This is a genomic window from Pseudomonas vanderleydeniana, from assembly GCF_014268755.2.
GTDB lineage: Bacteria > Pseudomonadota > Gammaproteobacteria > Pseudomonadales > Pseudomonadaceae > Aquipseudomonas > Aquipseudomonas vanderleydeniana.
In genome coordinates this window covers 2,566,138-2,578,831 of sequence record NZ_CP077093.1, presented here as the reverse complement: position 1 = coordinate 2,578,831, position 12,694 = coordinate 2,566,138, and the positions used below count along the sequence as shown (strand labels likewise).

The 12,694-nt window shown below is 65.0% G+C and carries 13 protein-coding genes; 7 read left to right on the top strand and 6 right to left on the bottom strand.

Annotated features, from left to right (window positions below):
* Nucleotides 1-42 precede the first annotated feature (42 nt).
* The gene (locus HU752_RS11745; protein ID WP_186680524.1) at nt 43-1,062 is read left to right on the top strand and encodes a GlxA family transcriptional regulator; all 1,020 of its coding nucleotides are present in this window, start codon (nt 43-45) and stop codon (nt 1,060-1,062) included.
* Nucleotides 1,063-1,085: 23 nt separating this feature from the next.
* Here the strand turns inward: HU752_RS11745 and HU752_RS11740 are convergent, their stop codons facing one another.
* Nucleotides 1,086-2,012, bottom strand: coding sequence for a 2-hydroxyacid dehydrogenase (locus HU752_RS11740; RefSeq protein WP_186680526.1), 927 nt, complete (start codon nt 2,010-2,012; stop codon nt 1,086-1,088).
* Between the two features lie 66 nt (nt 2,013-2,078).
* Nucleotides 2,079-3,539 (bottom strand): MocR-like pyridoxine biosynthesis transcription factor PdxR, encoded by a 1,461-nt coding sequence (gene pdxR, locus HU752_RS11735; RefSeq protein ID WP_225920120.1) that lies wholly within the window; start codon nt 3,537-3,539, stop codon nt 2,079-2,081.
* Between the two features lie 165 nt (nt 3,540-3,704).
* Between pdxR and HU752_RS11730 the strand changes: the two genes are divergently transcribed.
* The 3 genes from HU752_RS11730 (at nt 3,705) to HU752_RS11720 (ending at nt 6,775) form a co-directional block, all read left to right on the top strand.
* Complete coding sequence (locus HU752_RS11730) at nt 3,705-4,769, top strand: phosphotransferase (RefSeq protein WP_186680528.1); 1,065 nt, start codon at nt 3,705-3,707, stop codon at nt 4,767-4,769.
* The gene (locus tag HU752_RS11725; RefSeq protein WP_186680530.1) at nt 4,770-6,086 is read left to right on the top strand and encodes an aspartate aminotransferase family protein; all 1,317 of its coding nucleotides are present in this window, start codon (nt 4,770-4,772) and stop codon (nt 6,084-6,086) included. It abuts the gene before it with no gap.
* A gap of 212 nt (nt 6,087-6,298) precedes the next feature.
* The gene (locus HU752_RS11720) at nt 6,299-6,775 is read left to right on the top strand and encodes a PA2171 family ribosome-binding persister protein (protein ID WP_186680532.1); all 477 of its coding nucleotides are present in this window, start codon (nt 6,299-6,301) and stop codon (nt 6,773-6,775) included.
* Between the two features lie 94 nt (nt 6,776-6,869).
* Here HU752_RS11720 and HU752_RS11715 read toward each other — a convergent pair whose 3' ends face one another.
* Nucleotides 6,870-7,379: an SRPBCC family protein gene (locus tag HU752_RS11715; protein ID WP_186680534.1), complete on the bottom strand. Its 510-nt coding sequence runs from the start codon at nt 7,377-7,379 to the stop codon at nt 6,870-6,872.
* 86 nt (nt 7,380-7,465) lie between these two features.
* On the opposite strand from HU752_RS11715, the gene HU752_RS11710 reads away from it, so the two are divergent.
* Nucleotides 7,466-8,374 (top strand): LysR family transcriptional regulator, encoded by a 909-nt coding sequence (locus tag HU752_RS11710; RefSeq protein ID WP_186680536.1) that lies wholly within the window; start codon nt 7,466-7,468, stop codon nt 8,372-8,374.
* Here the strand turns inward: HU752_RS11710 and HU752_RS11705 are convergent.
* Together HU752_RS11705 and HU752_RS11700 are read right to left on the bottom strand one after the other, a co-directional pair.
* Complete coding sequence (locus tag HU752_RS11705) at nt 8,363-9,205, bottom strand: MFS transporter (RefSeq protein ID WP_202894682.1); 843 nt, start codon at nt 9,203-9,205, stop codon at nt 8,363-8,365. The two genes, HU752_RS11710 and HU752_RS11705, sit on opposite strands and share 12 nt — an antisense overlap.
* 67 nt (nt 9,206-9,272) lie before the next feature.
* A complete protein-coding gene (locus HU752_RS11700; protein ID WP_186680539.1) occupies nt 9,273-10,256 on the bottom strand; it encodes an aldo/keto reductase in 984 nt (327 codons plus the stop codon).
* Nucleotides 10,257-10,352: 96 nt separating this feature from the next.
* Here HU752_RS11700 and HU752_RS11695 point away from each other — a divergent pair, with 96 nt between their 5' ends.
* Both HU752_RS11695 and HU752_RS11690 read left to right on the top strand, forming a co-directional pair.
* Nucleotides 10,353-11,315: a LysR family transcriptional regulator gene (locus tag HU752_RS11695; RefSeq protein ID WP_186680542.1), complete on the top strand. Its 963-nt coding sequence runs from the start codon at nt 10,353-10,355 to the stop codon at nt 11,313-11,315.
* On the top strand, nt 11,308-11,742 hold the full coding sequence (locus tag HU752_RS11690) for a DUF6678 family protein (RefSeq protein ID WP_186680543.1): 435 nt from the start codon (nt 11,308-11,310) through the stop codon (nt 11,740-11,742). The genes HU752_RS11695 and HU752_RS11690 overlap by 8 nt, the downstream gene beginning before the upstream one ends.
* Here HU752_RS11690 and HU752_RS11685 read toward each other — a convergent pair.
* Nucleotides 11,718-12,635: a LysR family transcriptional regulator gene (locus HU752_RS11685; protein WP_186680545.1), complete on the bottom strand. Its 918-nt coding sequence runs from the start codon at nt 12,633-12,635 to the stop codon at nt 11,718-11,720. The genes HU752_RS11690 and HU752_RS11685 overlap by 25 nt on opposite strands.
* Nucleotides 12,636-12,694: the final 59 nt, after the last annotated feature.

The following is a 12,694-nucleotide window of genomic DNA, read 5'->3' as shown; positions in this document are numbered from 1 at the left end:
GCGGTTCGAAGCCCGAGAACAGCAACGGTACGGCATCGCCCAATGAACAACATCAAGAGAACGTTCAGCCCGACCTTCCAGGACCGCAACTTCCAATACCTGGAACAACCCCGGACGCGCCCGTCGACACGGACCATCGGTTTCCTGCTGCTCGACAACTTCTCCCTGCCCTGCTTCACCCAGGCGCTGTCGGTGCTCAAGACCGCCAACTCGATCCAGCCGGGCAGCACCCGGGTCCACACCTTCAGCTACAGCAATACCGAGGTGATGAGCGACCTCGCGATCCCGATCCGCCCCGACACCCCGTTGACGGATGTACGGCTCGCCGGGCTGGACCTGATGATCATCTGCGGCGGTATCCAGACCCCCAGGACCTTTCCCGCATGGCTGAGCACGTTGCTGCAGAGGCTGTCGAAACTGTCGATCGCCCTCGGCGGACTGTGGAATGGCGCCTGGTACCTGGGCCAGTCCGGCCTGCTCGATGGCTATCGCTGCGCCATTCACCCGGAGCAGCGCATGGCCCTGTCCGAGCATTTCCCGAACACCAGCGTCACCCAGGAAAACGGCGTATTCGATCGGGACCGGATCACCGCCGCGACCCCGGCAGGCGCCTTCAAGGTGATGACCCAATGGCTCGGCATCGGCTGCGGACAGAAACTGGCGGATGCGGTGGTCGACCTGCTCGATGGCGACCCGTCGAGATTCCGTAGCGCCAGCTCGGACCAGCACCGCACACTCAGCGGCCCGATTCGCGAAATCATCGCGCTGATGGAGGCCAACCTCGAGGAGACCCTGAGCCCGGAGCAGCTGGCCTTCTACGCCGGACTGTCAACGCGGCAGATCCAGCGCCTGTTCAAGATCCACCTCGACACCACGCCGCAGCGCTACTACCTGCAACTGCGGGTGACCGAGGCCCGACGCCTGATCCAGCACTCGGCGATGCCGCTGATCGATGTGGCGATCGCTTGCGGATTCGCCACCGGCAGTCATTTCAGCAAGGTCTACAGCGACTTCTTCAGCTACCCGCCGTCACGGGAAACCCGCTTCGAACTCAGGGCCTGAACCGGCCCTGAACCCGGTCAGGCTCAGTACCCCCTGGAGCGGTCGACCACATTGAGCAGCGCATCACCGCGACGCTCGCGCCGCAGGTTCTCGAGGATCACCGAGACGGCGCCGTCGATCTGCACGGTGCTGGCGACATGGGGTGTCATGAGCACCTTGGGGTGCGACCAGAACGGATGCTCCGGCGGCGGCGGCTCCTGCTCGAACACATCCAGGATCGCCCCACCCAGCCGGCCCTCATCCAGTGCGCGAACGACATCGGCCTCGACCAGGTGCGCGCCCCGGCCGACATTCACCAGGCCGGCGCCCATCGGCAGGCAATCGAGCCGCTCACGGTTGAGAATGCCGGTGGTCTGCGGCGTCAGCGGCAGCAGGTTGATGAGGATGTCGCACTGCGCCAGGAACGCCGGCAACTGTTCCATGCCGACGTAGCAGCGCCCGCCCGGCACGGCCTTCTCGCTACGATTCCAGCCGCTGAGCTGAAAGCCCAGCGGATGCAGGCGCTCGAGCACCGCCAGTCCCAGGTTGCCGATGCCCATCACGCCGACACGGCGCCGGGCGGCCGGAATGATCGGCAACTCGGCCCAGACGCGGGCTGTCTGCTGCGCACGATAGCTGAGGATATCCCGATGCAGGGCCAGGACCGCGAATTGCACGTATTCGGTCATGATGCTCGCCATCGCCGGATCGACCAGCCGGACCAGCGGGACATGGGCCGGCAAGAGCGACAGGTCGAACTGGTCGACGCCAGCGCCAGCCGAATAAAGCACCCGCAGGTTGGGGAAGCGTTCGATCAGGTCAGCGGAGGATTCCCAGGCGATCAGGTAACGGACATCGCCGGGGTCACCGATATCCGGCGCCAGGCGAAACTCGAGTTCCGGGGCCAGCCGGGCGAAAGCCGCCCGCCATTGCTCGGCGTCGCTGGGCCACGCCATGTAGAGAATACACATGCCAACTCCTGGGGCTATCGGGTTTCACATAGTGCTGGAGCCCACCGCGATTGACCACCACGCTTTTCAGCTACGGCACTGTTCATAGAGTGCCCTTAACCGCTGGACCGCCTCATCCAACTCGCCCTCCCTGATCCCGCCGTAACCCAGCACCAGCAGGTTGCCATCATCGGCCTGTGGGTCGAGGGTGTAGGCACCCCGCAGGCTCAGGCCGAATGCGCCGGCCTGTTCGAGCATTTTCCTGGCCGTGCCGGGTGGGCCGATGCGCACGGCCAGATGCAGGCCGGCCTGGCCGTGGCTGTAGTGAATGGCCTGGCCGAAGTGCGTCTCCAGGGACGACTTCAACAGGCGCCGGCGCTCGGCATAGACACCGCGCATTCGCCGAATGTGGCTGGCGAAGTGGCCTTCGCTGATGAAGTCGGCCATCGCGGCCTGCGTCGCCAGGAAGCCCGGACGATAGAGTTGGGTCATGCCCTTGGCGAAGGCCTCGGCCAGCACGTCGGGCACCACCAGGTAGCTGAGACGCAGACCGGGAAACGTCACCTTGCTGAAGGTGCCGAGATAGATGACCCGGCTCTCGCTGGTCAAGCCCTGCATGGCCGGCAAGGGGTCGATGTCGTAGCGAAACTCGCTGTCATAGCCGTCTTCCACCAGCCAGAGATTACGTGCCCCGGCAAAGGACAACCAATCACGCCGACGCTGCAGGCTCATGACCCGGCCCGTCGGGTACTGGTGCGATGGGGTGACGAACGCCAGGCGGGCATCGGTCTCGCCGTCGGGCAGGCACGCGCCCTCTTCGTCCAGTTGCAGCGCCGCGCACTGCAGGCCGGCGGCGGAGAACACCACCGGTGCCCCCCAGTGGCACGGACTCTCCACCAGTGCGGTGTCGCCCGGATCGGTCAGCAGCTTGGCCAGCAGGTCCAGCGACTGGTGGGTACCGCAAGTGACGATGATCTGCCGGGGGCTGCAGCGGACCGCCCGCGAGGCGTACAGGTAGGTGCACAGCGCCTCGCGCAACGGCAGGTAGCCACCCTGTTCGACATAGCCGGCCAGCTCGGCGTGGTTGCGCTTGAGGTAGCGGTTCTGCAGGCGGCGCCAGATGTGGAAGGGAAAATACTGCGCATCCGCCACTCCCGGGACGAACGCTCCAGCGCCACGGGCCAGCGCGGTGACCCGGGCGGTGATACCCAGCCCCCGCGCCGACAACAGGCTCTCGGCTGTCGCGAGCGGCTCATGCCGGTCGCTGCGCCGATGACTGCGCGGCAAGGTATCGGCAACGAAGGTACCACTGCCCGAACGGCTGAACAGGTAGCCTTCGTTGATCAACCGCTCGTACACCAGGGCCGTGGTGACCCGCGACACATTCAGTTGCTCGGCCAGGCCCCGGGTCGACGGCATCCGCGCATCGACCGGCAAGTGGCCTTGCAGGATCGCCGCCTGGATCCCTTCGTAGATCTGCCGTTGCAGGCTGGTCGGACCATCGCGCCGCAGCGCATCCAGCAGCAGTTCCTGGAGTTGTAGTGCCATGCAGGGCCTCGAACGGAGCGATTGATCATGACCGGGCGACCGCAAAGTGGCCTTATCGACAGATCCTATCTGGATATAACGGATAGCTCCACAACTGACCTATCTTCATACCAACGCTGGCTCGGCCCGAGCCAGTTCCCAGGCCTTTCACCCGAGTGAAGATCCGTGACGCCTCACACCACCCTTGCCGCTGACGATCTCCTCGCCGCCGCCCCCGCCCGGGTTTCCGACGACCAGGCCGTCGCACTGGCGGCACAACTGTATGGCCTCGAATGCAGCGCGAGGCTGCTGGTCGGTGAACGCGACCTGAATTTCCACCTCACCGGCGCCGATGGCCGGCAGTGGCTGCTGAAGGTCTCCAATCCGCTGGAAAATCCGCACGTCGCCGACTTTCAGAACCGGGCGCTGCGACACATCCAGGCGTGCGATCCCGAGCTGCCGGTGCAGCGGATTTTTGCGTGCAGCCAGGGTGCCCTGCAAACATCGGTCTCGGTCGACGGCCAGCAGGTGCTGGTACGCCTGTTTTCCTTCGTCGAGGGGGTTGCGCTGAGCCGCATCGCCGAACCCGGTGAGGTGTTTCGCCAAAGCCTGGGCGCACACCTCGCCCGCCTGGGGCTGGCCCTGCGCGGCTTCTTCCACCCGGCTGCCGGCCACGAACTGCTGTGGGACCTCAAACATGCCATGCGCCTGAAAGCCATGAGCGCGTTGATCGAGGACCCGCACGCACGGAAACTGGTCCAGCTGTTCCTCGGCCACTTCGAGCGCTTCGCCCTGCCCCGACTGCCCCGCCTGCGCGCCCAGGTGATTCACAACGACCTGAACCTGCACAACGTCATCGTCGACGCCCAGCCACCCCACGAGCTGCGCAGCATCCTGGACTTCGGTGACATGGTACATGCGCCGCTGGTCAACGACCTGGCGGTCGGTGCGGCCTATCAGTTGGGCGCCGTGGGCAATCCCCTCGAACGGGCCCTGCCCTTCATCGCCGCCTACCACCGGGTCAGCCCCCTGGAAGCCCAGGAGCAGGAAATCCTCTTCGACCTGATTGCCACCCGCCTGGTGCTGACCGTGGTCATCACCAACTGGCGCGCTTCGCTCTACCCACAGAACCGCGACTACATCCTGCGCAACGCCCCCTCGGCGCTGAGCGCGCTGCAACGCTTCGCCCAGCTGTCGCGCCAGGATGCCCGGGACCAGATCAGACAAGCCTGCCAGCAGGAGAACGAGTAAATGAGCATGATCAACGGCTTCACCACCGCCGATGCACAACAGCTGTCGAGCACCGAGCGCGCGCTGATCGAGCGCCGCGAACGCACCCTGGGCCCGGCCTACCGGCTGTTCTACGAACGCCCGCTGCACATCGTCAGGGGCGATGGCGTATGGCTGTACGACGCCCAGGGCAAGCGCTACCTGGATGCCTACAACAATGTCGCGTCGGTGGGCCACTGCAACCCGCGGGTGGTCGATGCGATCTGTGCCCAGGCCAGGCAGCTCAACACCCACACGCGCTACCTGCACGAAGGCATCCTCGACTACGCGGAAAAGCTGCTGGCGACCTTCCCGTCCGAACTCAGCCAGGTGATGTTCACCTGCACCGGCAGCGAGGCCAACGACCTGGCCCTGCGGATTGCCCGCCAGTGCACCGGTGGCACCGGGATCATCGTCACGCAACTGGCCTATCACGGCGTCACCGAGCAACTGGCCAGCGCCTCGCCGTCGCTGGGCGCCGGCGTCCCCGCCAGCCCACACGTGCGCAAGGTGCGCGCGCCCGACGCCTATCGGCTGGGCGCACAAAACGTCTCGCGGCTCTTCGCCGAGGATGTCCGCGCGGCCATCGCGGACCTGCGCAGCCACGGCATCCAGCCTGCGGCCCTGCTGTTCGATGGGATCTTCGCCAGCGACGGCGTGCTGGCCGATCCGGCCGGCTTCGCCCGCGAAGCGGTGGCAGTGGCGCAGGCCGAAGGCCTGCTCTACATCGCCGACGAGGTGCAATCGGGATTCGCCCGTACCGGCTCGCACATGTGGGGCTTCCAGCGCCACGGCGTGTTGCCCGACATCGTCACCCTGGGCAAGCCGATGGGCAACGGCCAGCCGATTGCCGCCGCCGTCATGCGCCCCGACGTGGTCCGCGAGTTCGGCAACAGCACCCGCTACTTCAACACCTTCGGCGGCAACCCGGTGTCCTGCGCGGCGGCCAATGCCGTGCTCGAAGTGATCCAGCAAGAGCAGCTGCAGGACAACTGCGCGCAAGTCGGGGACTACTTCAAGGCCGGACTCCAGTCCCTGGCCCGACAACACGCCGTCATCGGCGACGTACGCGGCGCCGGCCTGTTCCTCGGCGTCGAACTGGTGAAGGATCGACAGGGCAAGGCACCCGACGCGACCACCACGCGCCATCTGGTCAATGGCTTGCGCGAACGCGGCGTGCTGATCAGTTCCGCCGGTGCCGGCGAGAACATCCTGAAAATCCGCCCGCAGCTGATTTTCCAGCGCGAGCATGCCGACCTGTTCCTGGAGACGCTCGACGCCGTGCTACGTGAGTGCTGAGCACTCCGGGAGCGACAGGGCTATCTGCATTCTCGCCAGGCCCTGTTCGTGCAGGCTGCATGAGCGCCATTCGCCATCACCCGCCTCAAGCCGTTGAAAAACAGACGGTTTCGGTGTCCGTACAACTGGCATGACAAATGCGAAAGCTCTGTCGACACCCCGTGCCGACAGAGATCGGCCGGTCCTCCATACGTGATAGCGAGGTCACCCGCATGAATGCCATCGAACTGCTGAAAGCCGACCATGAAAAAGTCAGGACCCTCCTCACCCAACTGAGCGAGTCGACTGACCGGGCAGAGAAGAAACGCACCGAACTGCTCCAGAAGCTGGAACTGGAGGTCACCATCCATACGCAACTTGAGGAGCAGATTCTCTATCCTGCCTTCAAGGAAGCGGGCAACAGGAAGGATGACGAAATGTACTACGAGGCCAAGGAGGAACACCGTACGGTCGACTCCCTGGTCCTGCCCGACCTGAAAAAAACCTCCCCGACCACCCCGGAATTCGCCGGCCGCGTGAAAGTGGTCAAGGAACTGCTGGAACACCACATCGAGGAAGAGGAAAGCGAAATGTTTCCCGAGGCCGAGAAGATCCTCGGCAAGGAGAAACTCGAAAGACTGGGCGAGGAAATGCAAGTTCTCAAAGCATCGCTGAAGAAAAGCCTGAGTGCCTCGAAGCTGGCCGCCTGAGGTTTTGCAAACAGACGCAGGGGAATCTCGCCGGCCCGTGCATCGAGGCCGGCGAGCCCCTGCTGGCGAGCACCATCGGCTTGTCACAGGGCGCTCAGCGGCAGGCCTGGCGCGCCGCGCTCACCAGGCCGTCCAGCCAATCCTGGTGGCCGTTGATCATCGGGTTCGGTCGGGCCCTGGCCAGTTCCTCGGCCGGCCTGCCCTTCTGGGTCTCCTGGGTAAGGATGCGCACCCGGCCTTGGGGAAGGTCCTCGACCAGCCAGGCATGGTGGACATCCAGGCGGGTCTCGCCCTCGCCGGCCCAGCCGTGCCAGGCGATCCGTCCCGGTGTCCCGGCAGAGGGTGGCACGTACTCGTTGCACTGCGCCTCGACGGGAAAACCGAAGGTCTCGAAATAGAAACGGACCCCCTCCTGCAGATCAGGCCCGTCGTGGTCATGCAGGCGTACGTTCGCCGAATTGGCATAGTAGCCAGGCCACCGGCCAGCTTCGCTCAACAGCGGCCAGATATCCGCCGCCGAGAGGCCGGCGACGATGACTTCATTGGAGACGAAATTCTCGGTAAAGCCGGGAAGATAGCCTTGCGGCCAGATGATTTGGTTCATGGCATATGCACCTGGGGTAATGGACTGGAGCCATCATGGGTGCTAGCGTGAAATAAGACCAATCGTGATATTTTATCCGACGCATCATGAATCCTGATATCAGAAACCTGGACTTCAACCTGCTCAAGACGCTCGACGCCCTGCTCGACGAGCGCAGCGTAACCCGCGCCGCCGATCGGCTGTCACTGACCCAGCCGGCAGTCAGCGGCATGCTCAACCGCCTGCGCGAAAGCTTCGGCGACCCGCTGTTCGTCCGCACGCAACGGGGTATCGTCCCGACGCCACGTGCCGAACAACTGGCAGCGCCGGTCAAGCGAATGCTGGCGGACGTGCAGGCCATGCTGCAGCCCCGGGCCTTCGACCCGGCCACTGCGAGCATGACCGTCAAACTGGCCTCGACCGACTATGCCCTGCGCGCCGTGGTGGTGCCGCTGCTCAGCGCATTGCGCGAACAGGCGCCGAACATTCAGCTGGCGGTCACCCCGGTCGAGCCGACGGCGCTGCACGCACAACTGGATCGTGGCGATATCGACCTCGCCCTGGTCACGCCGGACCAGGTCGTCCCCGGGCTGCACGGCGCGCCGCTGTTCGAGGAGCGCTATGTCTGCGTCATGCGCGCCGATCACCCCGAGGCCCGCAACGGCTCGCTCACCCTCGAGCGGTTCTGCGCGCTGGACCACGCCCTGGTGTCGTCCTCCGGCGGTGCCTTTCGCGGGGTCACCGACGAAGCGCTGGCGCGCATCGGCAGAAGCCGGCGGGTCACCCTCTCGGTTACCAGTTTCCTGATCCTGCCGGACATCCTGCTGACCAGCGACCTGGTTGCCGTCGTTCCGCGCCGCCTGGCTGTCAACCTCAGCGGCCTGCGCATCATGGAACCACCGGTCGAAATCCCCGGTTTCAGCAAGATGCTGGCCTGGCATGAACGCACCGACCGCGATACCGGACAACAATGGGTTCGAGAACGGTTGATTGCGACCTGCCGATCAATCGCCTGAACCAGCCTGCCGGGAAGGCACCAGCCAGCGGGCACAGAGCAGGCTGGCCACCCCGAAGACGAGCATGACCGCCGCCATCGGCCGGGGCGTACCATCGGCCAGGGTGCCGACCAGGCCGGAACCGAGAATGCCGGTGCCGTACTGCAGCGAACCGACCAGCGCCGAGGTCGCACCCGCCACCTCGGGAAACGCGCCCATGGCACCGACGATCGAGTTGGCGACGATGAAGCCGGTGCTCGCCACGAACAGGAACAACGGTATCACCAGCCCGGCCAGGCCGCCCCAGTCGGTCCAAGCGGAGACAGTCAGCAACACCGCCGACAGCACCGCGCCCAGGATCCCCAGGCGCATCAGGCGATCGCTTCCATGGCGCACCACCCAACGCGAGTTGAGCTGGGTCGAGAGCATCTGCGCGGCCCGATGACCGCTGTACAGGTCGCGCACCATGGCCCGCGCCAGCACCACGCTGGCGCAGGCGCCGACGGCCTGCACCGCGCGCCAGGCGATCATCGCTTCGGCGCTCCCGGACAGCGCACAACCGGCGGAGCCGATGATGAACAGCATCAGCCCGAGGGCGATCGGCAGGCGCCGGCCATGACGATCACCGATCGGCCCCCACAGCAGTTGGCCCAGGCTGAAACCGATCAGATAGCCCGAGATGGTCAGTTCCACCTGGCCCGCATCGGCATGCAGGGCATCGGCCATTGCAGGCAGCGCCGGCAGATAGAGATCGGTCGAAATCGAGGCAAAGGCCATCAGCATGCTGAGGATGGCCAGGGTCCACAGGCTTTGTCGGTCGGAAGGCGAGACAGCGGTGCAACTATCGGGCATGGGCTGCGGGTTCTCATGAAGGGCTACCCGCCGGCGTGAGACTGCGGCGGGAGGATGGCGGCACGGATCAGCGGTCGACGTTCTTCTGCAGGTGGGCCGGATAACGCTCGCCGACGATTTCGATCTGGCGCAGCGCCGACTCGATGGCACCGAGGTCGTCGCTGCTGAGTTCGATCGCGGCCGCGCCGATGTTTTCTTCCAGCCGGCTCAGCCGGGTGGTGCCCGGAATCGGCGCGATCCAGGGTTTCTGCGCCAGTAGCCAGGCGATGGCGATCTGCGCGCGGGTCGCCGCCTTGTCACCGGCCAGGCGGCCGAGCACATCGACCAGTTGCGCGTTGGCCTTGCGGTTTTCCTTGCTGAAGCGCGGCACCACGTTGCGGAAGTCGTTCTCGGCGAAGGTGGTGCCAGCATCAATGGCACCGGTCAGAAAACCCTTGCCCAGCGGGCTGAAGGGCACGAAGCCAATACCCAACTGTTCCAGCAGCGGCAGAACAGCCTTCTCCGGCTCACGCCACCACAGCGAGTATTCACTCTGCAGCACCGCCACCGGCTGCACGGCATGGGCGCGCCGGATCGAGTCGACGCCGGCCTCGGAGAGGCCGAAGTGCTTGACCTTGCCCTCGGCGATCAATTGTCCGACGGTGCCGGCCACCTCTTCGATCGGCACGTTGGGATCGACACGGTGCTGGTAGAACAGGTCGATGCGATCGGTCTTCAGGCGCTTGAGCGAGGCTTCGGCCACCGCGCGGATATGCTCCGGACGGCTGTCCAGGCCCTGGGCAACTTCACCGTTGCGAAAGCCGAACTTGGTGGCGATCACCACCTGGTCACGAAACGGAGCCAGCGCCTCGCCAAGCAGTTCCTCGTTGGTGAATGGGCCGTAGGCTTCGGCGCTGTCGAAGAAGGTCACGCCGCGTTCGAAGGCGCCGCGAAGCAGTTCGATGGCGGCGGCCTTTTCCATCGCCGGCCCGTAGCCGAAGCTCATGCCCATGCAGCCCAGACCGATGGCGGATACGTTCAGGCCGTTGTGGCCCAGTGTGCGCGTTTGCATTGCAGTCTCCTCGAATGGGGTCTGCATACGTTATATTCCTGTGCCAAGCTCAACAATCCGCTGCCCGCTGCATGACTACGTGAGGAAAATTCACAAATGATTCGTGCCGACCTGCCGGAGCTGACCGCTTTCATTGCCATCGCCGAGCACCAGAGTTTCAGCGGCGCGGCGCGCGTGCTGGGGCTGTCGCCCTCGGCCCTGAGTCATTCCATGCGCAGCCTGGAAGCCCGCCTGGAGATGCGCCTGTTCAATCGCACCACCCGCTCGGTGGCGCTGACCGAAGCCGGCGAGCAACTGCTGCAGGGCGTGCGGCCCCTGCTCAATGACCTGACCCGGGTGGTCAACGACGTCACCTCGGCGCGCCATTCGCCGTCGGGCACGATCCGCATCAGTGCTTCCGAATCGGCCCTGCGCCCATTGATGCGCCATGTGGTGCCGGACTTCCTGAAACAGTATCCGCAGATTCACCTGGAGTTCGTGGCGGACGGCAAGCTGCAGGACATCGTCGCCGAAGGTTTCGACGCCGGCATCAGGATCCTCGACGACGTCCCCCGCGACATGATCGCCGTGCGCTTCGGCCCCGACATGCGCATCGGTGCGGTGGCCTCACCGGACTATCTGCAGCGCCATGCTGCGCCGCAGGCCCCCCACGACCTGCGGGAACATCGCTGCATCCGCTTCCGTTTCGCCAGCGGTGCGCTGTTTCGCTGGGACCTCAAGCATCTGGAACAGAGCGCCAGTGTCGATGTCGACGGGCCGATGACCCTGGACAACATCAACCTGATGATCGAGGCCGCACTGGCCGGCATCGGTATCGGCTGGGTGCCGCTGGAGCAGGTCGAGGAGCATCTGCTGGCCGGACGCCTGGTGCAGGTGCTCGCTCAGTGGAGCCCGGTGTATGGCGGGCTTTGCCTGTATTATCCGGCCAACCGCCATCCGCCCATTGCGTTGCGTCTGTTCGTCGAAGCCGTGCGCGACTGGGCGCGCCGCGAGGGGCAGTCCCCCATGAACACCCCTGAAGACAGGAGCCTTGCCAGTGCCATCCGTGGACATGAATGAGCTTCCCAAGGCCGGTACCGGCCATGACGAGAAGATGCGCAGCAAGATCCGCACGGCCGTCACCACCAGAAACCTCGCCAGCGCCGCCAACAACACCCGGTGGGATGAGCTGATCAGGCATTTTCGCGAGCTCGACGGCTGGTCGCCTTCCTATCGATTCAAGTACGTCACGGGCCATATCTCGGGCTGGGATGTCGAGTGGTTCTACCATCTGCCGTTTTCCTTCGCGGGGGTGGAATGGTTCGATATCGGCTTGTGGCAGATGGCACCTTCGCTGGGTCGGCTGCTGCCTCGTACGACCATCGACCACACCGAGGAGATATCAGCGGTCGTCGCCCGCATCGGTTTCGAATTCGAGGTGCGCGGCGACGTGTTGCGAATCTGGGGCTACCTGCCCAAATCCTACGAGGACTTCCCGCCGGCCTGACCGGCAGGTCGGCTCGGGTTGGCCTGGATGTACTGTTCCAGTGCGTCGATGAACACCCGAACCTTGTGCGGCACCAGTCGTGAGGTGGGGTAAACCGCCCAGATACCCAGAGGCTCGGGTTCGGCGTCCGCCAGCACGAGCCGCTCGACGACACCGCTGGCGAGCGCGGGCTCGACGTACCAGCTGGAAAGGTTGGCAATGCCCAGGCCACCCACGCAGGCCTCGTAAAGAGCATCGATCGAACTCGCGGCAAAGCGCCCCGCCACCCGCTGCCGGACACTCTTGTCCGCGCAGACGAACGACCAGTGCGAAGTCCCCGAAATCACCAGGCAATCATGGGCCGACAGCTCTGCCAGCGTACCCGGCTGGCCATGTTTCACCCGGTAGGCCGCTGCGACGCACAGCACCCGCGGGCTGTCGGCCAGGCGCCGGGCCACCAGGCGATTGTCGCGCAGCGGGGCGATACGGATCGCCACATCGATGCCCTGCGCGACGATATCCACCTGCTCGTCCGTGGAAAGCAGGTCGACCCGCAGCGCCGGGTGCCGGGCCATGAACGCGGCCAGCATCGGCGCGACCACCTTGCGGGCAAAAGCGGCCGATGCGGTGATGCGCAGGTGTCCGGACAGCGCATTGCCATGGGGACGCAGATCCGCCAAGGCGTTGTCCCGGCCCTCGAGCAGCGCCTGTGCGTGCGGCAGGAACGTTTCGCCATCACTGGTGGGTGACAGCGAGCGGGTCGTGCGGTGTACCAGCCTGACGCCGAGTTCGGCTTCAAGATTGTTCAGGCTCCTGGAAGCGGCCATGGCCGTCAGGGAAAGCCGACGGGCTGCTCCCGCCAGGCTGCCGACCTGCACCGCTTCAACGAAGACCTCGACATCTTCGAGTTTCATTACGTCGTTTTCCGTTAGATTGCCGTATCAGTTTTAACATCTACACCAGTTTTGGTTAT

What these genes read in the sequence shown, in the direction of transcription:
- HU752_RS11745 (WP_186680524.1), top strand. Translation starts at nt 43, where the DNA reads ATGAACAACATCAAGAGAACGTTCAGCCCGACCTTCCAGGACCGCAAC.
- HU752_RS11740 (WP_186680526.1), bottom strand. Translation starts at nt 2,012, where the DNA reads ATGTGTATTCTCTACATGGCGTGGCCCAGCGACGCCGAGCAATGGCGG.
- pdxR (WP_225920120.1), bottom strand. Translation starts at nt 3,539, where the DNA reads ATGGCACTACAACTCCAGGAACTGCTGCTGGATGCGCTGCGGCGCGAT.
- HU752_RS11725 (WP_186680530.1), top strand. Translation starts at nt 4,770, where the DNA reads ATGAGCATGATCAACGGCTTCACCACCGCCGATGCACAACAGCTGTCG.
- HU752_RS11720 (WP_186680532.1), top strand. Translation starts at nt 6,299, where the DNA reads ATGAATGCCATCGAACTGCTGAAAGCCGACCATGAAAAAGTCAGGACC.
- HU752_RS11715 (WP_186680534.1), bottom strand. Translation starts at nt 7,379, where the DNA reads ATGAACCAAATCATCTGGCCGCAAGGCTATCTTCCCGGCTTTACCGAG.
- HU752_RS11710 (WP_186680536.1), top strand. Translation starts at nt 7,466, where the DNA reads ATGAATCCTGATATCAGAAACCTGGACTTCAACCTGCTCAAGACGCTC.
- HU752_RS11705 (WP_202894682.1), bottom strand. Translation starts at nt 9,205, where the DNA reads ATGCCCGATAGTTGCACCGCTGTCTCGCCTTCCGACCGACAAAGCCTG.
- HU752_RS11700 (WP_186680539.1), bottom strand. Translation starts at nt 10,256, where the DNA reads ATGCAAACGCGCACACTGGGCCACAACGGCCTGAACGTATCCGCCATC.
- HU752_RS11695 (WP_186680542.1), top strand. Translation starts at nt 10,353, where the DNA reads ATGATTCGTGCCGACCTGCCGGAGCTGACCGCTTTCATTGCCATCGCC.
- HU752_RS11690 (WP_186680543.1), top strand. Translation starts at nt 11,308, where the DNA reads ATGAATGAGCTTCCCAAGGCCGGTACCGGCCATGACGAGAAGATGCGC.
- HU752_RS11685 (WP_186680545.1), bottom strand. Translation starts at nt 12,635, where the DNA reads ATGAAACTCGAAGATGTCGAGGTCTTCGTTGAAGCGGTGCAGGTCGGC.